16 protein-coding genes are annotated in these 22,091 nt (G+C 66.2%); 10 read left to right on the top strand and 6 right to left on the bottom strand.

All coding sequences use genetic code 11. From position 1 onward, the window contains the following. Entirely contained in the window at nt 1–1,149 is a 1,149-nt protein-coding gene (locus HOP53_RS03915; protein WP_234268779.1) for an NAD(P)/FAD-dependent oxidoreductase, read from the top strand. A 27-nt stretch (nt 1,150–1,176) separates the two neighbouring features. Here HOP53_RS03915 and HOP53_RS03910 read toward each other — a convergent pair whose 3' ends face one another. Next, a complete protein-coding gene (locus HOP53_RS03910; RefSeq protein WP_234268778.1) occupies nt 1,177–2,766 on the bottom strand; it encodes a methyl-accepting chemotaxis protein in 1,590 nt (529 codons plus the stop codon). 171 nt (nt 2,767–2,937) lie between these two features. Beyond that, the gene (locus HOP53_RS03905; protein ID WP_234268777.1) at nt 2,938–4,212 is read right to left on the bottom strand and encodes an O-acetylhomoserine aminocarboxypropyltransferase/cysteine synthase family protein; all 1,275 of its coding nucleotides are present in this window, start codon (nt 4,210–4,212) and stop codon (nt 2,938–2,940) included. Nucleotides 4,213–4,489: 277 nt separating this feature from the next. Here HOP53_RS03905 and HOP53_RS03900 point away from each other — a divergent pair, with 277 nt between their 5' ends. The 6 genes from HOP53_RS03900 (at nt 4,490) to HOP53_RS03875 (ending at nt 13,531) form a co-directional block, all read left to right on the top strand. After that, nucleotides 4,490–6,202, top strand: coding sequence for a SulP family inorganic anion transporter (locus tag HOP53_RS03900; protein ID WP_234268776.1), 1,713 nt, complete (start codon nt 4,490–4,492; stop codon nt 6,200–6,202). A gap of 266 nt (nt 6,203–6,468) precedes the next feature. Continuing rightward, the gene (locus HOP53_RS03895) at nt 6,469–7,629 is read left to right on the top strand and encodes a TAXI family TRAP transporter solute-binding subunit (RefSeq protein ID WP_234268775.1); all 1,161 of its coding nucleotides are present in this window, start codon (nt 6,469–6,471) and stop codon (nt 7,627–7,629) included. Nucleotides 7,630–7,693: 64 nt separating this feature from the next. Further along, entirely contained in the window at nt 7,694–9,718 is a 2,025-nt protein-coding gene (locus HOP53_RS03890) for a TRAP transporter permease (RefSeq protein WP_234268774.1), read from the top strand. A gap of 55 nt (nt 9,719–9,773) precedes the next feature. After that, nucleotides 9,774–11,225 carry an enoyl-CoA hydratase/isomerase family protein gene (locus HOP53_RS03885; protein WP_234268773.1) on the top strand — a complete coding sequence of 484 codons (1,452 nt, stop codon included), beginning with the start codon at nt 9,774–9,776 and terminating at the stop codon, nt 11,223–11,225. After that, nucleotides 11,222–12,415 (top strand): acyl-CoA dehydrogenase family protein, encoded by a 1,194-nt coding sequence (locus HOP53_RS03880; protein WP_234268772.1) that lies wholly within the window; start codon nt 11,222–11,224, stop codon nt 12,413–12,415. Before HOP53_RS03885 ends, HOP53_RS03880 begins: the two co-directional genes overlap by 4 nt. 24 nt (nt 12,416–12,439) lie before the next feature. Beyond that, nucleotides 12,440–13,531: an acyl-CoA dehydrogenase family protein gene (locus HOP53_RS03875; RefSeq protein WP_234268771.1), complete on the top strand. Its 1,092-nt coding sequence runs from the start codon at nt 12,440–12,442 to the stop codon at nt 13,529–13,531. A gap of 109 nt (nt 13,532–13,640) precedes the next feature. On the opposite strand, the gene HOP53_RS03870 is transcribed toward HOP53_RS03875, so the two are convergent. Genes HOP53_RS03870 through HOP53_RS03855 form a run of 4 tightly spaced genes read right to left on the bottom strand, consistent with a single transcriptional unit; the run spans nt 13,641 to nt 18,197 of the window. After that, on the bottom strand, nt 13,641–15,023 hold the full coding sequence (locus HOP53_RS03870) for a hypothetical protein (RefSeq protein ID WP_234268770.1): 1,383 nt from the start codon (nt 15,021–15,023) through the stop codon (nt 13,641–13,643). Nucleotides 15,024–15,025: 2 nt separating this feature from the next. Further along, on the bottom strand, nt 15,026–15,451 hold the full coding sequence (locus HOP53_RS03865) for a PaaI family thioesterase (protein WP_234268769.1): 426 nt from the start codon (nt 15,449–15,451) through the stop codon (nt 15,026–15,028). Further along, nucleotides 15,448–17,046: a class I adenylate-forming enzyme family protein gene (locus HOP53_RS03860; RefSeq protein ID WP_234268768.1), complete on the bottom strand. Its 1,599-nt coding sequence runs from the start codon at nt 17,044–17,046 to the stop codon at nt 15,448–15,450. The genes HOP53_RS03865 and HOP53_RS03860 overlap by 4 nt, the downstream gene beginning before the upstream one ends. Further along, complete coding sequence (locus HOP53_RS03855; RefSeq protein ID WP_234268767.1) at nt 17,046–18,197, bottom strand: acyl-CoA dehydrogenase family protein; 1,152 nt, start codon at nt 18,195–18,197, stop codon at nt 17,046–17,048. The genes HOP53_RS03860 and HOP53_RS03855 overlap by 1 nt, the downstream gene beginning before the upstream one ends. A 214-nt stretch (nt 18,198–18,411) precedes the next feature. Here HOP53_RS03855 and HOP53_RS03850 point away from each other — a divergent pair, with 214 nt between their 5' ends. The 3 genes from HOP53_RS03850 (at nt 18,412) to HOP53_RS03840 (ending at nt 22,062) form a co-directional block, all read left to right on the top strand. After that, nucleotides 18,412–19,935 (top strand): 3-hydroxyacyl-CoA dehydrogenase, encoded by a 1,524-nt coding sequence (locus tag HOP53_RS03850; protein ID WP_234268766.1) that lies wholly within the window; start codon nt 18,412–18,414, stop codon nt 19,933–19,935. 17 nt (nt 19,936–19,952) lie between these two features. Next, nucleotides 19,953–21,161, top strand: coding sequence for a 3-oxoadipyl-CoA thiolase (locus tag HOP53_RS03845; protein ID WP_234268765.1), 1,209 nt, complete (start codon nt 19,953–19,955; stop codon nt 21,159–21,161). A gap of 91 nt (nt 21,162–21,252) precedes the next feature. Beyond that, the gene (locus tag HOP53_RS03840; RefSeq protein WP_234268764.1) at nt 21,253–22,062 is read left to right on the top strand and encodes an IclR family transcriptional regulator; all 810 of its coding nucleotides are present in this window, start codon (nt 21,253–21,255) and stop codon (nt 22,060–22,062) included. The last annotated feature ends 29 nt before the right edge of the window (nt 22,063–22,091 follow it).

Raw genomic sequence — 22,091 nt, 5'->3', positions numbered from 1 at the left:
ATGTCGGCGCTGGGAAGTGGTGGCCGGCCGCACATCGTTCTGATCGGTGCTGGCCATGCCAACCTCTACCTGATGCGCCATCGCCATCGGTTGGCCGATGCAGACATGACCATCGTCGATCCAGGAGCCTTCTGGTACTCCGGAATGGCCGCCGGTGCACTCGGCGGCGCGCATGAGCCTGCCGAGATCCGCGTCGATCCTGTACGGCTTGCTCGCCGGTATGGCCTGGCAAGTATTCGCGGCCGACTCTCGGGGCTCGATCGGAGCGAGCGCAAGGCTCGGCTGACGGATGGTCGCACGCTCGACTATGACCTGATATCTCTCAATCTGGGCTCCAGCGCACCGACGCTTACCGCCCACCCCGACGGCCCCAGAGTCTGGGCGGTCAAGCCCATTGCGCGACTCATCGCTCTTCGCCATCAGCTGACAAGCGCCTACGAGCGGGGCGAGCACCCTGCGCTGGTCGTGGTGGGCGGCGGTGCCAGCGGTGTGGAGCTGGCTTGCAACCTGCGTTCCCTGGCGGTCAGGTACGCGTCGCCGGCCACTATTACCCTGATCTCCAGCACTCGCAAGCTGATTCCAACGGCGCCAGCCGGCGCTCGACGATGGCTCGAAGGCTATCTGCGCCGCATCGGCGTGGTGGTGCGAGTTGGAATGCGTGCCGTCTCGCATCACCGCGACGGCCTGCTGATGGCGGAGGAGGGCGTGCCCATGGGCCAGGACGCCCTGCGCCTGCTCGAGTGCGAACACGTCATCCATGCCGGCGGCCTGGCTCCACCGGGCGCGCTTGACGGCCTGGGGCTGACGCTCATTGGTAGCAGAGGCCTGGCCGTGCACAGCACCCTGCAGAGCGTAGACGACCCGGACGTGTTCGCTGCCGGCGACTGTGCTGCCCTGGTGGAGCACGCCTTGCCGCGGCTCGGTGTCTACGGCGTACGTCAGGCCCCGGTGCTGCTGGCGAATCTCAAGGCTCGCCTGCAGGGCAGCCCATTGCAGCGTTACCGGCCCCAGGCCCAGGCGCTGACGATCCTCAATCTGGGGCAGGACCAAGGCTTGGCCATCCGTGGCCGGCTATGGTGGGCCGGCCGCAGCAGCCTGCTGTGGAAACACTGGCTGGACGAGCGTTTCATGACCCGCTACCGACATTGAATGTCACTTCGGTCCGAGCCGGCCGGCTCAGGCGATTTCTGGCTTGTAGCCTACGCGGAAGCCACCCCAGTGCTTGCCTTCGACATAGATCGGCACGGAGAGGTCGTGCATGATTTCGCCGGTATCGCGCTTATAGGTTTGCAGCAGGAGCGTCTGCTCATGGCTCCCGCAACGCTGCCCCGTCGCATCCTCGTAGATGCGTCGATTGCGACAGAATTTCAGATCGTGCTCGTAGTCGCCGGTTGGCGGCTGACTTACGCTGTGGTTGTGCGTGGGAATGTAGCCGCGACGATCGATACCGATGGCGTAGGCAACACCCAGGCGCTCCAGCAGCGGTTCCTGAAGTGGCGGGAAGTGCTCGTCGGTGTAATCGACGAAACCGGTTACGTACTGCTGCGGGTTGGTGCCGGGAATGGGAGTATAGGACGCGTGGAACAGGGTGTGTTCGTCAAGGTCGCCCTTCTTGATCGCGGATTCGAGCAACTTGCCGAGCTTGACCGCCGTTTCCCGGGCTGCCTCGAATACCTGCTGATGGCGCCCTTCGAGGCGCTGCTGTGCCAACGCTGCGTCGACCCCCTCGGCGCCTGCCATGAGCGCCCGGGCCTGGCTGGCCAACCCATGCATGTCGCGATTACCCTGCTCAGCATCTTCTTGCAGCGTGGAGAGGGTACCGGCCACGCGCTGTGAATGCTTGTTGGTATCTTCCATGGCCACGGCAATCGAGCGAATCTCGCCCTCCACCTGATCGAAGTGCCCGGTCATCTCGGTGAGCTGCTCTCCCACCTTGCTCATCTCCTTGGCACGCTCTCCCACCCGCTGCATCAGGTGGCCGATGGTATCGACCACACGATGGCTGCTATCGCCGATGTCGCCCACCAAGGCCTCGACGTTGCGGGTCGCATCCGCCGTGCGGCCGGCAAGCTGACGCACCTCGCCAGCCACCACGGCAAATCCACGACCGTGCTCACCGGCCCGGGCGGCTTCGATGGAAGCATTGAGGGACAGCAGGTTGGTCTGCTCGGCAATCTCTTCGATCAGGGAGGTGACATGGCGCACGCTGTCGGCCTTCTGACTCAGCACGTTGAGCAGTTCCAGAGCCTCCTCGGAACGCTCCGCCAGCGCCTGCATCTCTTCGATGACCTGACTCAGCGACTCGCGGCTGACGTGACTGGCATCCCGCGAACGACTGGCCAGAGTGGCCACGTTGGCGGCGCTGGCAGCCACCTGCTCGATGGCCGAGGTGATCGCCGCCATGCTCGAGGATGCTTCCCGAACCGTATGCTCCTGGCGCTCGAGACGATGGTCCATGCGATCGGCATGGTGGGACACCTCGGCAGACGCGATGGCCGTGGTGCTGGCCTGGCGGATCAGGCCATGGGCCATGCGACGCAACGAGAGGTAGTCACGGGTGATGGGCAACAGGGTGCGGCTCTCTGCGTCAAGCTCTTGCGCATTGGCGCGATACACGGCCACCGCCCCGCTCAACGCCATCAGGACGCCGGCCAACAATCCCAGCCCCACGCCAGACCAGGCTTCCCAGCCCGCACCGCCGAGGCTGACGAGAGAGAATCCGCCGGCAAGCGAAAGTGCGGCCAGCAGAAGCATCAGAATCCGCATGACGTCTCGTCTCTTGTTATTGAATGTAGTGAGAGATTATCGCCATGTAAGTAGTATTGGCATCACCACTTTGGCCTGAGAGACGAAAGCACAACTCAAGCCCGCGATGGAGCGGCCGATAGTCATAGCTTGTCTCAGAGAAAGGGCCGCCCGGTCGGGCGACCCGCGGTCTCAGCGCTGGCTGGAGGTCAGCGCCTGTTCCAGGTCGGCGATGATATCGTCGACGTGCTCGATGCCAATGGAGAGCCGCACCATGTCCGGCGTCACGCCGGCCGCTGCCAGCTCTTCATCGCTCAATTGACGATGGGTGGTCGAAGCCGGAATCGAGGAACAGGTCTTGGCATCGCCGATGTTGACCAGACGCAGGATCATGCCCAGCGCATCGTAGAAGCGTGCTCCCGCCTCGCGGCCGCCCTGGATGCCGAAGCTCAAGATGCCCGAAGCCCTGCCGCCCATGTAGCGCTGCGCGAGCTCGTGATCCTTGTGGTCGGGCAAGCCGGCATACTGGACCCATGTGACCGCATCGTGCGCTTCGAGATACTTGGCCACTTTCAGCGCATTGTCGCAAATACGCTCGATGCGCAGCGCAAGGGTTTCCAGCCCCTGCAGCAGGTTCCAGGCCGCCTGGGCCGAGAGCGCAGCCCCCATGTTGCGCAGCGGTACGACCCGGGCTCGGGCGATGAAGGCCGCCTCGCCGACGTCACGGGTGTAGCACACGCCGTGGTAGGAGACGTCCGGCTCGTTGAGCAGCGGGAAACGCTGCGCATGGTCGGCCCAGGGAAACTTGCCCGAATCGACGATGACGCCGCCCACCGTGGTGCCGTGACCGCCGATATACTTGGTGGCCGAGTGAATCACGATGTCGGCGCCATGCTCGATTGGCCGCCACAGAAAAGGTGTCGGCACGGTATTGTCGACGATCACCGGCACGCCGTGTCGATGGGCGACCTCGGCCAGCCTGGCCATGTCGACCACGCTGCCGGACGGGTTGCCGACACTCTCGCAGAACACTGCCTTGGTGCGCGCATCTATCAGCGACTCGATCCCGGCGATGTCGTCCTTGTCGGCGAAACGCACCTCGATTCCCTGACGCGGCAAGGTATGGGCGAACAGGTTGTAGGTGCCGCCGTAGAGTTCGCTGATGGAGACGATATTGTCGCCCGCTTCGGCAATGGTCTGGATCGCATAGGTGATCGCCGCCATGCCGGAAGCCACGGCCAGGCCGGCGATGCCGCCTTCCAGTGCGGCAATGCGCTGCTCCAGCACCGCGCAGGTGGGATTCATGATGCGCGAATAGATGTTGCCCTCGACCTTGAGATCGAACAGGTCGGCGGCGTGCTGGGCGCTGTCGAAGGAGAACGAAGTGGTCTGATGGATCGGCACTGCCACGGCGTGCTGGTCGTCGGGAGCGTAACCGTGATGTAGGGCGATAGTTTCGGGCTTCATGGCGTGTCCTGATTGTGGGAAACGCTGCACAGACACGCGAACGAATCACTGCGCTGCACGGTGCGCCTTGCGACCCACAGGGATGTGGGAAGTGCGTTGGTTCGTCGGGAACGAACCTAGCCGCTTCATTTCGCTCGTCGATTTGTTCAGCATTTCCTGGGTTAGTATGAGTGGTCTTGCTGACTACGTTGTTTCACCTGATGCTAACCAAGACTCAACCCTACCACCAATATCGTTTAGTCTGGTTGACCCATTCCCCTGACGATCAAGAGACGGGATGCTCAGACGCTACCTGCCGATCCTGACATGGCTCCCCCACTACAACCGCCGCCTGGGCGGTGCCGATCTGCTGGCGGGTCTGATCGTCACCATCATGGTGATACCCCAGTCGCTGGCCTATGCCGTACTGGCGGGCCTGCCGGCGGTAGTGGGTCTTTATGCCAGCCTGCTGCCGGCGTTGGCCTACGTCGTGCTGGGGACCAGCCGCACCCTGGCCGTGGGGCCGGTGGCCATCGTCGCACTGATGACCGGCGCGGCGCTGTCGGGTGTGGCCACGCCAGGCACCCCCGAGTATCTGCAGGCGGCCCTGATTCTCTCTCTTCTGTCTGGCCTCATGCTGTTGCTCATGGGGCTGCTGCGCATGGGCTTCGTGGCCAACTTCCTCAGCCATCCCGTCATCGCCGGCTTTCTCGCCGCCTCGGGTCTGCTCATCGCCGCCAGCCAGATCGGCCATCTGCTCGGCGTGGAGCTTACCGCGCGCGAACTGCTGCCACGCCTGGTCGAGCTGGTCCGCGGCCTGCCTGACATGCATCTGCCGACTCTGGCCATCGGCGCAGGCAGTCTGCTGTTCCTGCTGCTGCTGCGCCAATACGGTCGCTCCGCGCTGCGTGGCCTCGGCCTCTCCCGACCGCTGGCCGACCTGCTCACCCGCTCGGGCCCCGTCTTCGCCGTGGTCGTGACGACGCTCGTGACCTGGCAACTGGAACTCGACGCCATCGGCGTCGCCGTGATCGGCGACATTCCCCAGGGCCTGCCGCCATTGAGCATACCGGGCTTCGACGCTCCGCTGTGGCAGGCGCTGCTGGTTCCCGCCCTGCTGATCAGCGTGGTGGGTTTCGTCGAATCGGTTTCCATGGGGCAGATGCTGGCGGCCCGACGCCGCGAGCGCATCTCGCCCAATCAGGAACTGGTAGGCCTGGGCGGGGCCAACCTCGCCGCCGCCTTCACCGCGGGGATGCCGGTCAGCGGTGGCCTGACGCGCACGGTCATCAACTACGATGCCGGCGCCCAGACGCCGCTGGCCGGCATGTTCGCGGCCATCGGCATCGGCGCCGTGACGCTGTTTCTCACCCCGGCCCTGGCCTACCTGCCTATCGCCACCCTGGCGGCGACGATCACGGTCTCGATCCTGACCTTGATCGACATTCCCCTGATCCGTCAGACCTGGCGCTATTCACGCAGCGACTTCTTCGCCATGGCGGTCACCATCCTGCTGACCCTGCTTGAGGGCGTCGAAACCGGTATCATCAGCGGGGTCGCCATCTCGATCGGCCTGTTTCTCTACCGCACCAGCCGCCCTCACAGCGCCCTGGTCGGCCGTATCCCCGGCACCGAACATTTCCGCAACGTCGAACGTCACGAGACCGAGACCGTCAGTCACGTGGCGCTGCTGCGCATCGACGAAAGCCTCTATTTCGCCAATGCACGCTACCTCGAGGACACCGTCTACGACCTGGTGGCCACGCGCCCGGAGCTCGAGCACGTGGTACTGATCTGCTCGGCCGTCAACCTGATCGATGCCTCGGCGCTGGAGAGTCTCGATGCCATCAATGCGCGGCTCAAGGACTCCCGCGTCACCCTGCATCTGGCCGAAGTGAAAGGCCCGGTGATGGATCGCCTCAAGTGCAGCGACTTTCTCGACGACATGACGGGGCGGGTCTTCCTCAGCACGTTCGCCGCCTGGCGCGAACTCTCACGTCCCTCGCAGTGATCGAGACGCCCAGAAATCGCCCCTCCGGGCATTGAACCTTGGTCTAACACTGCCTTCTCCCTGCGCCCGTCGATAGCTGGCAACTCGTTATTTCAACAGCCTTTTGGAAGTCATCCACAGGTCGGTTTCGCGTAGCGGAAGCTCACCCTCAGGCGATGCTCTCGCATTCGTTGACACCGACCTGTCGGCTTTCTAGTATCGGTTGCAGTTTCGGAATTAAATACCGCATAGCAAAACAACAACCATTCACCGCACAGGAGTCCCCTATGCGCCAGCTGTCCCGCTCACTCGTCCTCGCGGCGCTTCCGCTCTCGCTGCTCTCCGCCGCTGTGGCACAGGCCAGCGAGGTCGAACTTCCTCGCACCATGGCCTGGACCGCCTACGGCACCAACTCCAGTGGCTATGCCCAGGCCGTGGCCATCGGCAACATGCTGCAGAATCACTACGGCACCTCGGTGCGCATCCTGCCCGGCGACAACGACGTTTCGCGCATGACTCCGCTCAAGCAGGGGCGCGTCGATCTTTGCGCCTGCGGCATCGCCAGCTACTACGGGGCCGAAGGCGTCATGATGTTCGCCAACCGCGAGTGGGGCCCCCAACCAATCCGCGTGATCACCACCTCCACCGCCTCATTCGGTCTCTCGTTGGCCGTTGCCGGTGACCTCGGCGTCGAGACCCCGGCCGACCTGGCCGGCAAGCGCATCGCCTACATCCGCGGTGACGACGCCTTGAACAAGGGCACCGAAGCCTATCTGGCCTTCGGCGGCCTGACCTGGGACGACGTCGAGCGCGTCGACTTCCCCGGTTATGCCCGCTCCTTCGACGGCATCATCGCCGGCAACGTGGACGCCTCCTTCACCACCACCGTCACACCGCCGGCACAGCAGCTCGCCAGCAGTCCGCGCGGCATCAGCTGGCCGGTGCTCGACCCCAACGACGCCGAGGGGTGGGAGCGCATGATGGCGGTGGCGCCCTACTTCCGCCCCCATGAGGTCACCGCCGGGGCCGGCAACGTGAGCGCCGACAATCCGGTACCCAGCGCCAGCTACCCCTATCCGATCGTGGTGGCCAATCAGGATCTCGACGACAACGTCGCCTATGGCCTGATCAAGGCGCTGCAGGACAACTACGACGACTACAAGGATGCCGCCCCCGGTGCCGTGGGGTACGCCTTCGAGTACCAGGATCTGCAGTGGGTCGTGCCGTTCCACGATGCGGTAGTGGCGTACTACGAGGAGATCGGCGTCTGGACCGAAGAGATGCAGGCGCATCAGGAGGCACTGGTGGAACGCCAGGAGCTGCTGCTTGCCACCTGGAACGACTTCCTCGGCGATGCCCCCGACGGCGAAGAGGCGTTCGAGGCAGCCTGGATGCAGGCTCGCGCCGAAGCGCTGCGCGAGGCTGGCCTCGACCCGGTCTTCGAGTGAGCTGGGGCCTGAGCCCGTTCTCGGGGCGGCCCTGCCGCCCCTTTCCCGATTCACGGACGCCTCCATGACCACACCTAACGCCCCTAACGAATCGACGCGCCAGCTGAAGGAAAAGGTCACCCACATCCGTACGCTGCCGGTCGCGCTGCGCTGGATCCCCGGCGCGGTGACCGTGGTACTGATGGCGATGACGCTGGACTACCTGTTCAACCTCGGCTGGCTGCGCTTCGTCACCGGGCTGGAGACCCAGTTCTACTATGCCGTGGTGGCACTGTTGCTGCCGCTGGTCTATCTGCTGTGGCCTGCTGCACCATCGCTCCAGCATCGCCCGATCCCTTGGTATGACTACGCGCTGAGCCTGGCCACGCTGGTCGTCGGCGGGTACTTCGTCTATCACGCCGAGTCGATCCTCGAACGCGGCTGGGCCTTCGCCGCGCCGGATACCGCCATCATGGCCAGCTACGCCTGGTGGCTGCTGATCGTCGAGGCGGCCCGGCGCGCCGGTGGCTGGCCCATCGCGGTGATCGTAGCCGCCTTCTCGCTCTATCCACTGGTCGCCGACATCGTGCCAGGGCCGATCCAGGCGTTCCCCTCCACTCTGGAGGAGACCGCCATGTACCACACCATGAGCACCGAGAGCATCATGGGCGTACCGCTGCAAGCCTTCGCCGGCCTGGTGATCGGCTTCCTCGTATTCGGCGTGGTGCTGCAGAAGAGCGGCGGCGGCAAGTTCTTCATCGACCTGGCCTTCTCTCTGCTGGGGCACGTGCGCGGCGGGCCGGCCAAGGTCTCGATCTTCTCCAGCGGCCTGATGGGCTCGATGAGCGGCAGCGTGATCAGCAACGTGCTGACCACCGGCGTACTGTCGATTCCCGCCATGCGCCGCATCGGTATGGGTCGCTCGTTCTCCGGCGGGGTGGAAGCCTGCGCCTCCACCGGCGGGGTGCTGATGCCGCCGGTGATGGGCGCCACCGCCTTCGTCATGGCGATGTTCCTCGACGTGCCCTATTCCGCCGTGGCATTAGCGGCCATCATCCCCTCGATTCTGTATTTCCTCGGTCTGTTCATCCAGATCGATGCCTACGCTGCGCGCCACGACATCAAGGGGCTACCGGCGGTCGAGCTGCCTTCGCTGGTGCAGACCCTCAAGCAGGGCTGGTACTTCATCTTCGTCTTCGCCCTGCTGGTATGGATGCTGCTGGTGATGCAGCGCGAGGCGGTGGCGCCCTTCTACGCTACCGCGCTGCTGCTGGTGCTCAACCAGTTCTCGCGCCGCAACCGCTGGGGCTGGCGCGAGATCGGCGAAGCGCTCTCCTCGGCGGCCAAGCTGTTCGCCGAGCTGATCGCCATCCTGGCCGGTGTCGGCATGCTGGTGGGTGCACTGTCGATGACCGGCCTCTCCGGCACCATCGCCAACGACTTCATCCACATCGCCGGCGGCAGCGTGCCGCTGCTGCTGATCATGGGGGCGCTGACCAGTTTCGTGCTCGGCATCGGCATGACCGTCACCGCGGCCTACATCTTCCTCGCCGTGGCCCTGGCTCCGGCGCTGATCCAGGGCGGCGGTCTCGACCCCATGGCGGTGCACATGTTCATACTCTACTGGGGCATGCTCAGCTTCATCACCCCGCCCGTGGCGCTCGGTGCCTTCGCCGCCGCCACCGTGGCCGGCGCGCGCCCCATGGCCACCGGGCTGCAGGCCATGCGCCTGGGCAGCGTGATCTACTTCATCCCCTTCCTGTTCGTGCTCAATCCGGCGCTGATCATGCAGGGCGAGCCGCTGCAGATCGGGCTGGTCTTCGTCCAGGCGCTGATCGGCATCGTGCTGTTCGCCTCCGCCATGCAGGGCTATCTCATCGGCGTGGGCCGTCTCGGCATCGGCGCCGTGAGTGAAACCGTCACCCGCGGCCTGGTGCTGGTGGCAGGACTGCTGTTCGCTCTGCCCGGCGGCGGTATGGTGCCGCTCAGCCAGCTCGAGCTGTTCGCCTTCGCCCTCGCTGCGCTGGTGCCCGCCGTCCTGCTGGCGCGGTGGAGTCAGCACCTGGCGCGGCCACGTTCGGCGACCCTGACGCCCCCCATCGATTCATGAGCCTGACGATGCGCGATACGCTTACTCTTCTATCAGCCACTGAGAGCCATGCCCCATGACGACTCCGGTCAGCTACCAGCGCCATGACGACATCGGCGTGATCACCATCGACAATCCGCCGGTCAACGCCCTGGGCCAGGCCGTCCGTCAGGGCCTGATGGTGGCAGTCGCCCGGGGCAACGAGGATAGCGAGGCCCGGGTGCTGGTGCTCCTCGCTCGCGGCCGTACCTTCATTGCCGGTGCCGACATTCGCGAGTTCGGCAAGCCGCCCCAGGCGCCGATTCTGCCGGAGGTGATCGCCGCCTTCGAAGCCAGCCGCAAACCCATCGTTGCCGTACTGCACGGCACCGCACTGGGCGGTGGGCTCGAGGTGGCGCTGGGCTGCCAGCTGCGCGTGGCCCTGCCCGGGACCAGGGTGGGCCTGCCCGAGGTCAAGCTGGGGCTACTGCCGGGCGCCGGCGGTACCCAGCGACTGCCACGCCTGACCGGCGTCGAGGCGGCCCTCGACCTGATCACCAGCGGCCGCTTTGCCGATGCCGACGAGGCACTCGCCCTGGGCATCGTCGACGCCGTGGTAGACGCTGAGGACCCGCTCGAGGTGGGCCTGGCGGCGGCGCGTGACGTCCTGGCCGGCAAACTTACGCCGCGGGTCACCGGGGAGTTGCCGCCTCCCACTGCCGATCCGGCCGCCATCGAGCGCTACCGGACCCAACTGGAAAGCGAGGTGCCGGAGCTCTACTCCCCCTTCCGCTGTGTCGAAGCGGTTGCCTTGAGCAGTGAAGGCAGTCTGGTCGATGGTCTGCGACGCGAGCGTGAGCTGTTCTTCGCCTGCATGGATTCGCCTCAGCGTGCCGGGCTGATCCACGCCTTCTTCGCCGCCCGCGCTCCGCACAAGGTGCCCGACACCGGCGAGGCAGCGGCGCTGACCCGCCTCGCCCTGCTCGGTACGCATCCGCTGTTCGAGCGCCTGAGCAGCAAGGCCGAGCAAGCCGGCATCGAATTTACATCGACGCCGGATACCAATACCCAGGCCTGCCTGGTCGCCCCTGGCGCCGCCTCGGCTTACACAAAGAGCTATGCAAAGAGCTGCGCCGGAACCTGCCTGAAGATCGTCCTTTTGACGCCCGAGGAAGCTCAAGAGCTCGATGCCGCGGACGCCGACCTGGCGCTGATTCAGGCAGATAGCAGCATGGCGGAGCTGGTGGCGCTGCGTGCCAGTGCCGAGCAGCAACAGGCCGCGGCCAATGCACTCAAGGCGCTGCGGCTACCCGTTGTGGTCAGCCGTCACGGTAGCCTGCTGGCGACACTGGCCAAGGCAGTAGGCGACGATGCCGCCAATCCCCGGACGGCCATGGAGGCGGCGAGTCTGATGCTGGCCGAACGCAGCTGGGCCTATCGCGAAAGCGATATCGATCTGCTCGCCATCGAGGTGCTCGGCTATCCTCGCCACCTGGGCGGCCCCCACCGCCAGGCCAGCCAGGCCGTAGGTGCGGAGCGTGCCTCATGAACCTCGACTTCACCCCAGAGGAGCAGGCTTTTCGCCGCGAAGTCCGTGAGTTCCTCGCCGCCGAGCTGCCCGACGACATCCGTGAGCGCGTGCGCCTGGGCCGGCGGCTCTCCGCCGACGATCACCTGCGCTGGCAGAACGTGCTCAGTCGGCGCGGCTGGCTTGCCGCCGGCTGGCCACGCGAGCATGGCGGCCCGGGCTGGGGGCCGGTGGAGCGACACATCTTCGACGAGGAGAGCGCCTCGGCCCATGCGCCGACAGTAGTGCCCTTCGGCGTCAGCATGGTCGCCCCGGTAATAATGAAGTTCGGCAGCGAGGCGCAGCAGCGCCATTACCTGCCGCGCATTCTTGCCAACCAGGACTGGTGGTGTCAGGGCTATTCCGAACCTGGCGCCGGCTCCGACCTGGCCAGCCTGCGTACCCGTGCGGTACGCGACGGCGATCACTACATCGTCAGCGGCCAGAAGACCTGGACCACTCTGGGTCAGTACGCCAACATGATGTTCTGCCTGGTACGCACCGATCCCGAAGCCAAGAAGCAGGCCGGCATCAGCTTCCTGCTGATCGACATGCAGAGCCCCGGCATCAGCGTGCGCCCCATCGTGACCCTGGACGGCGCCCACGAGGTCAACGAAGTGTTCCTCGACGAGGTCCGGGTGCCGGTGGCCAATCGCATCGGCGAGGAGGGCCAGGGCTGGACCTGCGCCAAGTTCCTGCTCACCCATGAGCGCACCGGCATCGCCGGCCTCGGCCACGCCAAGCAGGCGCTGCGCCATCTCAAGACGCTGGCGGGCCAGATCCGCCACCGCGGACGCCCGCTGCTCGAACTGCCGAGCTTTCGCCAGCGCATGGTCAAGGCCGAACTCGAGCTGATGGCGCTGAAAGTCACCCACCTGCGCGTACTCGCCAGTGCCCGCGACGGCGCTGTACCCGGCGCCGTGAGCTCGCTGCTCAAGGTGCGCGGCTCGGAGCTGCGTCAGGAGCTGAGCGAGCTGACCCGCCGTGCCCTGGGGCCGGAGGCGCTGCCCTTCTTCCCAGGCTTTCTCTACGGCGACGAAGCGCTGGAGCCGGAGCGTGCCGAATACGCGGCCGCCGGCGCCCAGTACCTCAACCGGCGCAAGCTCTCGATCTACGGCGGCAGCAACGAGATTCAGAAGAGCATCGTCGCCAAGACGCTGCTCGGTATGTAACCGGTCGGCCTGCAAGGAGCCCCCATGGATTTTTCCTACAGCGACGAGCAACGCATGCTCGCCGACACCCTGGAGCGCCTGGTCGCCGATTCAGACAGCGTTGGCGACGCCGCTCCCATCACCCTGTGGCATACCTTTGCCGAACTGGGCCTGTTGCAGTTGCCCTTCGCCGAGCACGTCGGCGGCCTGGGCGGCGATGGCATCGACGTGACGATCGTGATGCAGGCATTCGGCCGCGGCCTGGTGCGGGAGCCCTACGTGGCCGGGCTGCTGCTGCCCGGCACCCTGCTGGCCCGGCTGGCGAACTCGGCGCAGCGCGAGCGCTGGCTGAGCCCATTGCTAGGCGGTGAATACCGCATGACGCTGGCGTGGCAGGAAACCGCAGCCCGCTACGACGCGCACGCCATCAGCACCCGTGCCCGGCGCCAGGCGGACGGCTGGGTGCTCGACGGTAGCAAGCAGGGGGTGATGGCCGCCGCTGCGGCCGATGCGCTGGTGGTCACGGCCAGGCTCGACGACGGCTTGCTGGGGGCCTTCCTGGTGCCGAACGACAGCCGGGGTCTTGCGCGGCGCGACTACACCACCCTCGACGACCGGACGGCCAGCGACATACAGCTGACCGGCGTACTTCTGCCTCACGACGCCCGCCTCGGCGATGACGCCAGCGATACCCTCGACGCCGCCCTGGCACTGGGGCGTGCGGCGCTTTGCGCCGAGGCAGTGGGCGCCATGCAGGCCGCCTGCGACCAGACGCTGGCCTATCTCAAGGAGCGCCGGCAGTTCGGCGCCCCGCTGGCCGGCTTCCAGGTGCTGCAGCATCGCATGGTCGACATGCACCTGAACCTGGAGCAGGCGCGTTCGATGGCGATTCTCGCCGCCACCAGTCTCGAACGCCCCGCCGGCGAGCGCGACTACCGTGTTTCCGCTGCCAAGGCCTACTGCGGCGAGGCCGCTCGCTTCGTCGCCGAGCAGGCGATTCAGCTCCACGGCGCCATGGGCATGACCGAAGAGTGTCGGATCTCCCACTATGCCCGGCAGCTGATCATGTTCGACCACCACCTGGGCGACGTGGACCATCACCTGGAGATCGTCAGCGAGCGGCTGACGGCAGCCTGAATATCGGCTGACCATCAATGCAAATGGCCCAAGTGCATGGGGCCATTGGCGTTGCCCAGAGTGCGGCGCCACAGGGCCATTTCCTGCTCTTCAGTTCTGCCGCAACCCATCACCAGGCAGCATACAGAAACCAACCCGCCAGCAGCGGGATGCAGGCCAGCAGGAAGCGCGCGTTCCAACGGTAGCCGATCTGGGTCGAGGCCACGCCGGTGAAGCGTGACAGGATCAGCATCGAGGCCGTCATCGGCGACGACATCAGCGCCAGCGCCCAACCCACCATCAAGGCGGCGCCGGTCAGCGCCGGCGTCAGACCCTCAATCTGCAATGAAGGCAACAAACCGACGAGCAGCGTCACGGTCACGATGGGATTCACCCCGACCTGAGCCAGGCCGACCACCAGCAGCATGGCCAGCACCGCATTGGCCGCCCCGAGCGGCTCGATGACGCTAAGCAGCGGCCCCAGGCTCGCCACCGGCACCAGCGCCACGCACAGCTGCCCGAGGTAGCCCGCCGCCCCCAGCACCACCACCTCGTTACCGATGGGCGCCACCAGCCACGGCAGTTGACGGCGCAGGCTGACCAGGGCGCCGGGCACGCCCAGCAGGCCGAGTCGTCGCCGCTGCCAGGCGAGCCAGGCCATCGCGCTGACTGGCGCACCAACCAGAGCGGCAATCGGTAACCGCAGCTCCAGCACCCAAGCCAGCACGAACACCAGCGAGACGATGCCGAGCAACAGCAGACAGAATTGTCCCAGCGGCACCAGTGAGGGTGCTGGAGTATCTTCGCTACGAGCAGCGGGATGCGGGCCGGTGAGATGATCCACCCCCCAGCCGACCAGGAAGATCAGCAGTGCCGAGCCGATCACATAGGGTGCAAGATCGATCCAGCGCAGCGCCGGCAGGCTCGAGAGCACCACCGCCACGCCGATGCCCATGGGTGAGATTAGCGGTGCCAGGGAAAAGCCGCGCAACAGCGCCAGCATCATGCGCCGTTGACGCACCCGACGTACCCAGTCGCGCCCCTGGGCCGCTGCCAGGGTGTTGCTCTTCTCGATCATGCAGGCAAACAGATTCAGCACCCCGATGTTGAGAATGATGCCGAACAGCGCCGAGCCGGCGGAGAGGATGGGGTAGCGACGCCCGGGTGGCTGCAGCAGCATGGCCGTGCCGCAGCGGCGTACGAGGCGCGAGCGGTAAGCCGGCAGGCGCAGCAGACTCAGCGCCACGACGAAGGTGGCAAAGAAGGCGAAACGCCCGGCAGCCTCGAACAATAGCCGTGACGGCGTCTCAGACTGCCATAGCGTCAGCAGGCTCACCATGCCGGCAGCCAATAACAGGCCGAATGCCATGGCCGAGAGCCGGCCACGAAGCGTGAGCAGGTAGGCGACCAGGGCGATGACGGCCACTACCTGCAGCGTGACGCTGATAAATACGAGGTGCCAAAGTGTGGCCAGCGTAACGATCAGCAGCAGGCCGGCGCGCAGTCGCGCCATGGTCACTCAGGCAAGCCCTGCGGCGACTCACTGCCGCTGCGCCGGCGGAACGCCCCTTCGGCGATGGCCAGCAGCTCGCCAGTGGCGTCGTGTACCTCGCCGTTGGCCAGGTACACCTTGCTCCCACCGCCGCGCACTCGACCGGTGGCCCGCAGCACGCCGGCCCCGGCCGGTGCGATGAAGGTGGTGGTCAACGACAGCGTCATGCCACGGCGGACATGCCCGGGAACGTCGCAATACAGTCCGGCGAGACTCAGGGCGCTGTCGAGCATCGAGGTCAGTACGCCACCGTGCACGATGCCGCTGCGATTGAGATGCCGCTTGTCGGCCACCAGCTCCACCACGGCGACTCCCCCCGACCACTCCACCACCCGCATGCCGAGCAGTTCGTGATAGCCCATCAGCGGTGCCTGTTCGGCCTCGTTCATGCCGAGCCCCCCCGTCCGGCCATGTCCCGCAGACGCCCCTTGAGGATTTTGCCGCTGGCGGTGGCCGGCAGCGACTCCATCAGGATCAGACGCGTGGGTCGCTTGTATGGCGCCAGCCGCGGGGCGATGAATTCGCGCAGCTCGGTTTCGCTGAGCGTGGCACCGGGCTCGCACTGGACGAAGGCGACCACCTCTTCATCGCCTTCCACTTGGCGACCGACCACGGCCGACAGCGTGACGTCCGGATGTTCGTTGATCACCGCCTCCACGTCGGGGGGATAGATGTTGAAGCCGGAACGGATGATCAACTCCTTGCTGCGACCGACGATGTAGAGCTGGGCATCCTCGTCGATCCGGGCGATGTCACCGGTATTGAGCCAGCCATCCTCGGTGAGGCAGGCCCGGGTGGCCGTAGGCTGACGAAAGTAGCCTTTCATCACGTTGGGACCGCGCACCCACAGCTCACCCGCGCCGGCGTGATCGGGCTCGTCCTCGCCGCCCTCATCCAGCGGCACGAGGCGATACTCCAGCAGAGGCAACACCCGGCCCACGGTATTGCTGTCGAAGCGATCCTCGATGCGGGTCTGGCTAATGGTCGGACTCGCCTCGGTGAGCCCGTAGCCGTTGTGCAGCGTGAGGCCGAACAATGCCTGAACCCGCCCCTTGAGGTCGCCGTCGAGGGGTGAGCCGCCGGCAGAAATGTAGCGCAGCGCGGGGGCCACCAGCGCTCGGCCTTCGCGACGCAGAAACTCGAGCGTGCGGGCGAACATCGCCGGTACGCCCTGCAGTACGGTGATGCGCTCATGCTCTAGCGCCGTCAGCATGGCGGCGGCGTCGAAGCGCGGCACGCTATAGAGGCAGGCGCCGTTGTAGAGCGAGCCCATGCACACCGACGACAGACCGAACACATGGGACATCGGCAGCACGCCGTAGACCCGTTCGCCCTGGCACAGGTGGCGCATGCCCCCCGACAGCGTGGCGATATGGAGGATGCCACGGTGGGTCAGCATCACCCCCTTGGGCGTGCCGGTAGTACCCGAGGTGTAGATCATCGCCGCCACCTGGTCGGCACCGCCGGCCTCGACCGACTCCGCCTCGACTTGTGCCAGCGGCGATACTCTCAAGCGTCCCAGAGCCGGGTGTTCATGGACGGCGGCACCGTGACGTTCGCCGTGGGCCTCGGCGTCCGGCGAGGCTTCGCTGGTGTAGAACACCCGCCGCGGCTGACAGTCGTCGCGAATCGCATCGACCTCCCGGGCCGACAGGCGCGAGTTGACGATGGCGACCCAGACATCTCGCTCGCTGGCTGCCAGCAGCAGTGTGACCAGCGCCCGACTGTTCTCGCTCACCGTCATGATGCGATCGCCCGGGCGAATGCCCAGCGTGTCGAGCCAGTCGGCGGCGGCAAGAATCTCACGGCCCAGCTCGGCGTAGCTCCAGCGGATCTCACCATCGACAAGCGCCGGCTCGGCGCCCAGTCGTTCGGCGTTCTCCAGCACCCGAGTACTCAAACGTTCGGGCAGTTCGGCTACCAGCTCGCTTGCCATGCGGCCGAAGATCGCCTCGTCGGGTGACTGGCGGGACAGCGAGGCCATCAGCTCACCTCCCGCACCATGTTGCGCGCGATCACTACCTGCTGGATCTGGGTCGTACCCTCGTAGATGCGGAACAGACGCACGTCGCGATAGAATCGCTCAACCGCGTACTCCGCCATGTAGCCGGCACCACCGTGCACCTGAACCGCCCGGTCGGCCACGCGGCCCACCATCTCGGCGCAAAACAGCTTGCAGCAGGAAGCCAGCGTCGAGACGTTCTCGCCGGCGTCCTTGCGTCGCGCGGCGTCGAGTACCATGGCACGGCCGGCGTAGGCTTCGGTCTTGCTGTCGGCGAGCATCGCCTGGACTAGCTGGTGCTCGGCCAGCGGCACACCGAACTGCTTGCGTTCGATGGCGTAGTTGAGCGACTCCTCGACCAGCCGCTCGGCCACGCCCACGCACACCGCCGAGATGTGCAGGCGACCGCGGTCGAGCACCTTCATCGCAGTCTTGAACCCCTTGCCTTCCACACCGCCGATGATGTTCTCGGCCGGTACCCGGCAATCCTCGAAGATGATGTCGCAGGTGTGCGCGCCCTTCTGACCCATCTTGTTGTCCGCCGGGCCGCGCTTCAGCCCCGGAGTGTCGCCCTCGACGATGAAGGCGGTGATACCGCCAGCGCCCTTGTTGCTCGGATCGGTGCGCGCCATGACGGTGAACACATCGGCCTCGGGGCCGTTGGTGATGAAACGCTTGGTGCCGTTGAGCACGTAGTGATCGCCATCGCGGACCGCCGTGGTGCGCAGGCTGGCAGCGTCCGAGCCGGCGTCGGGCTCGGTGAGGCAAAAGGAGCTGAGCAGCTCGCCGGTGGCCAGGCGCGGCACGTATTTGGCCTTCTGCTCCGGAGTGCCGTCGATCAGGATGCCTTGGGCGCCGATGCCGTTGTTGGTGCCGAAGACCGAACGGAAGGCTGGCGAGGTCTTGCCGATCTCCATCGCCACCAGCGCTTCCTCCTCCATGGTCAGCCCCAGGCCGCCGTACTCCTCCGGGATCGACAGGCCGAACAGCCCCATCTCCTTCATCTCCTCCAGCAACTCCGCCGGCACGGCATCCTCCTCGGCCAGCCGCGCCTCGTTGGGAATCAGGCGCTCGCGTACGAAGCGGGAAATGGTATCGATGAGCTGATCGAGCAGTTCGGGGTCGCGAATCATGACGTGTCCTCACGCAGGGAAGGCGGCTGATCGGGACGAGACACACTTGAATCTGATGAGTGCATCTGTCCTTATTTCGCAAGGCAGAATTTCGCCAGGCAGAATTAAAGACCGCATTTGATTGTCAGGGAATGTGGCATAGCCTAGGATGGCAGTCAATAAACGAAATAAGGTTCCGCAAGGCGGAACAATGTAATTCCCAGAGGAGCTCTTCATGCCGAACGCAACAGCGACCCCGCCCTTCAAGACGCTGGGTATCGTAGGGACCGGTGCCATGGGGCGCGGTATTGCCCAGATCGCTGCCCAGGCCGGATTGACCGTGATGCTTCACGACCTGCGCAAAGGCGCCGTCGCCGAGGCGAAGGAGTTCGTTGGCGGCATGTGGCAACGCGCCGTAGATAAGCAGCGCCTGAGCGGGACCGAGGCCGAGCGCTATCTTGCCAGCCTGAAGGAAGCCGCAACCCTCGGCGATCTTGCCGGGTGCGATATCGTCGTCGAAGCCATCGTCGAAAAGCTCGAAGCCAAGCAGGCGCTGTTCGAGCAGCTCGAGGAGATTCTCGACGACCAGGCGGTACTCGCCACCAACACCTCGTCGTTGTCGGTGACGGCGATTGCCTCAACCTGTCGACGTCCGCAGCGCGTGATCGGCTTCCACTTCTTCAACCCGGTACCGCTGATGAAGATCGTCGAGGTGATTCCGGGGCTGCGCACCGCCAGCGACGTCGCCGACCGGGTGGAAGCGCTGGGCCAGGCGATGGGGCACTTCACCGCGCGCACTACCGACACCCCGGGTTTCCTGGTCAACCACGCCGGGCGTGCCTTCGGCACCGAAGCGCTGCGCATTCTCGGCGAGCGCATTGCCGATCACATCACCATCGACCGCATCCTGGTCGATCAAGGCAGCTTTCGCATGGGGCCCTTCGCCCTGCTCGACCTCACCGGGCTCGACGTCTCCCATGCGGTCATGGAGTCAATCTACCACCAGTATTACGAGGAGCCGCGCTTTCGCCCCTCGCCGCTCACTCGTCAGCGCCTCACGGCCGGCCTGCTAGGACGCAAGACGGGCGAAGGCTTCTACCGGTATGTGGAAGGCAAGGCCCAGGTGCCCGACGAGACGCCCCCGCCCCCGGCCGAACCGTGCCCGGTGTGGCTCGGCGCCGAGGATGACGAGGCCCGCCGCCGGCTCGGCGAACTGGTACGCGCTGCGGGTTGGCCTGTGGAGAGCGGTGAGGCACCCTCGGCCGAGGCGCTCTGCCTGGTCGCGCCGCTGGGAGAGGATGCCACCGCCTGCGCCCTGCGCCTGGGCCTTCCCGCCGAGCACTGCGTGGCCGTGGACCTGCTGGCTGGCCTCGAGGGTCGTCGAAGCCTGATGGTCACCCCGGCCACTCATGCGGCTTACCGCAATGCCGCCGCCGCTCTGTTCGCCCATGACGGCACACCGGTCAGCGTGCTCGACGACAGCAACGGCTTCGTGCTGCAGCGGGTGGTGGCCTGCATCGTCAACGTCGGCTGCGAGATCGCGCAACAGGGCGTGGCCGCACCGAACACCATCGACCGCGCCGTGGAGCTGGGTCTGGGCTATCCCCACGGACCGCTGGCCATGGGCGACCACTACGGCAGCCGTCGGATCCTCACCATTCTCGACAACATGCTGGCGGCCACCGGTGATCCCCGCTATCGCGCAAGCCCCTGGCTGCGCCGCCGCGCGACCCTCGATCTGCCGCTGACTTCCGCCTGATGCCTCAAGGAGCCACCATGCAAGACGCTTATATCTATGACGGACTGCGCACCCCCTTCGGCCGCCACGGCGGCAGCCTGGCTGTGGTGCGCCCCGACGACCTGCTGGGACATGTGCTGAAGGCGCTGGTCGAACGCAACGACTTTGCAGCAGAGGCCTACGAAGAAGTGTTGGCCGGCTGCACCAACCAGGCCGGCGAGGACTCGCGCAACGTGGCCCGTCACGCGGGGCTGCTGGCCGGCCTGCCAGTCGAGGTGGCGGCCCAGACGCTCAATCGCCTGTGCGGCAGCGGCCTGGCCGCGGTGATCGATGCCGCCCGGGCGACCCGACTCGGCGAGGGCGAACTGTTCCTGGCCGGCGGCGTGGAGTCGATGTCGCGGGCGCCCTACGTGCTGGGCAAGGCGGAGTCGCCCTTCGCCCGCAATCAGCCGCTCTACGACACCGTGATCGGCTCGCGCTTTCCCAACCCCTGGCTGGCCCGCGAGTACGGCAGCCACAGCATGCCCGAGACCGCCGACAACGTGGCTCACGACCTGGACATCGGCCGCGAGGCGAGCGACCTCTTCGCCGCCCGCTCACAGGCGCGTTACGCCAAGGCGCAGTCCGACGGCTTCTACAACAACGAGCTGCTGACCATAGAGGTTCCCCAGGGGCGCAAGCAGCCGCCGCTGACGGTGGATAGAGACGAGCACCCACGCCCGGGCACCGACGTCGACAAACTGGCCCGGCTCGGCTCTCTGTTCGAAGGCGGCGTGGTCACTGCCGGCAACGCCTCTGGCCTCAACGACGGCGCCGCAGCACTGATCGTCGGTAGCCTGGCCGCCGGCGAGCGTGCGGGCATGGCTCCGCGGGCGCGTATCGTGGCCAGCGCCGTGGCCGGGGTACCTCCGCGGGTGATGGGACTGGGGCCGGTGCCGGCCAGCCGCAAGGCGCTTCAGCGCGCCGGCCTGACCCTCGCGGAGATGGACGTGATCGAGATCAACGAGGCCTTTGCCGTGCAGGTGCTGGGCTGCGCCCAGCAGCTCGGACTCGACCCCGACGACAGCCGACTCAATGCCAACGGCGGGGCCATTGCCATCGGTCACCCGTTGGGAGCTTCCGGGGCTCGCCTGGCCCTCACCGCCCTGCGCCAGCTCGAAGCCGGCGGTGGCCGCTACGCGCTGGTCACCATGTGCATCGGCGTCGGGCAAGGCATCGCCTGCATCATCGAAAGAATCAACGGCTGATCGCTACGCCGCCCCGGGCCGGCGCCGCCAACGCACCCGCCCGGAGCAATATGCGATACTCCACCAAACGATTTCGCGACAGGGAACCGCCATGAACAAGCCCGCCCCGCTGGAAGACGACGCCCCATCGACCAAGGACCGCAACTTCGTCACTGCCCTGGCCCGCGGACTTGAACTGCTGCGCGCCTTCGCCCCCGGTGAGGAGTATCTCGGTAATGCCGAACTATCCAGCCGCACCGGAATTCCCCGGCCCACGGTGTCGCGGCTGACCTATACGCTGACGCAGCTCGGCTATCTACGCCACAACACGCGGCTGGAGAAATACCGCCTGGGGCCCGGCATCCTGGCCCTGGGCTACCGCTTCCTGGCCAGCCAGGGCATCCGCGAAATCGCCCGCCCCTTCATGCAGCAGTTCGCCGAGGCCACGGACTGCAACGTCAGCCTGGGAGCGGCCGACAAGACCGAGATGGTGTACATCGAGAGCTGCCATGGCAGCGGCCCACTGATCGTGCGGCTCGACGTCGGTTCGCGCTTGCCGATGGCGACCACTGCCATCGGGCGCGCCTGGCTCTGCGGTCTTTCCGAGTCCCGTCGTGAAGCGGTCATGGCGGATCTGGCCAGAGCCCACGGTGCCGACTGGCCGGCGCTGGAAAAGGGTATCAGGCGCAGCCAGGAGGATTACGCCCGCTACGGCTTCTGCCTTTCCGAAGGCGACTGGCAGTCGCAGATCAGTGCCGTCGCAACGCCTCTGGTGCTCGAGGACGGTGCCGAAGTCATGGCGATCAACTGTGGCGGTGCCGCCCATCGGCTGGGTCATTCGATCATGGTCGACAACCTGGGGCCGCGGCTGAAGGAAGTGGCACGTCGCATTCTCGGCGAGCTCGAGCACGGCAACGGCTGACCCAGCGCCGCTGTCGCCTAACGGCGTAT

It is taken from the genome of Billgrantia ethanolica, assembly GCF_021404305.1.
Lineage (GTDB): Bacteria > Pseudomonadota > Gammaproteobacteria > Pseudomonadales > Halomonadaceae > Halomonas > Halomonas ethanolica.
Note: the sequence above shows the minus strand (reverse complement) of the source record. Positions and strands in the feature narration are given on the sequence as shown.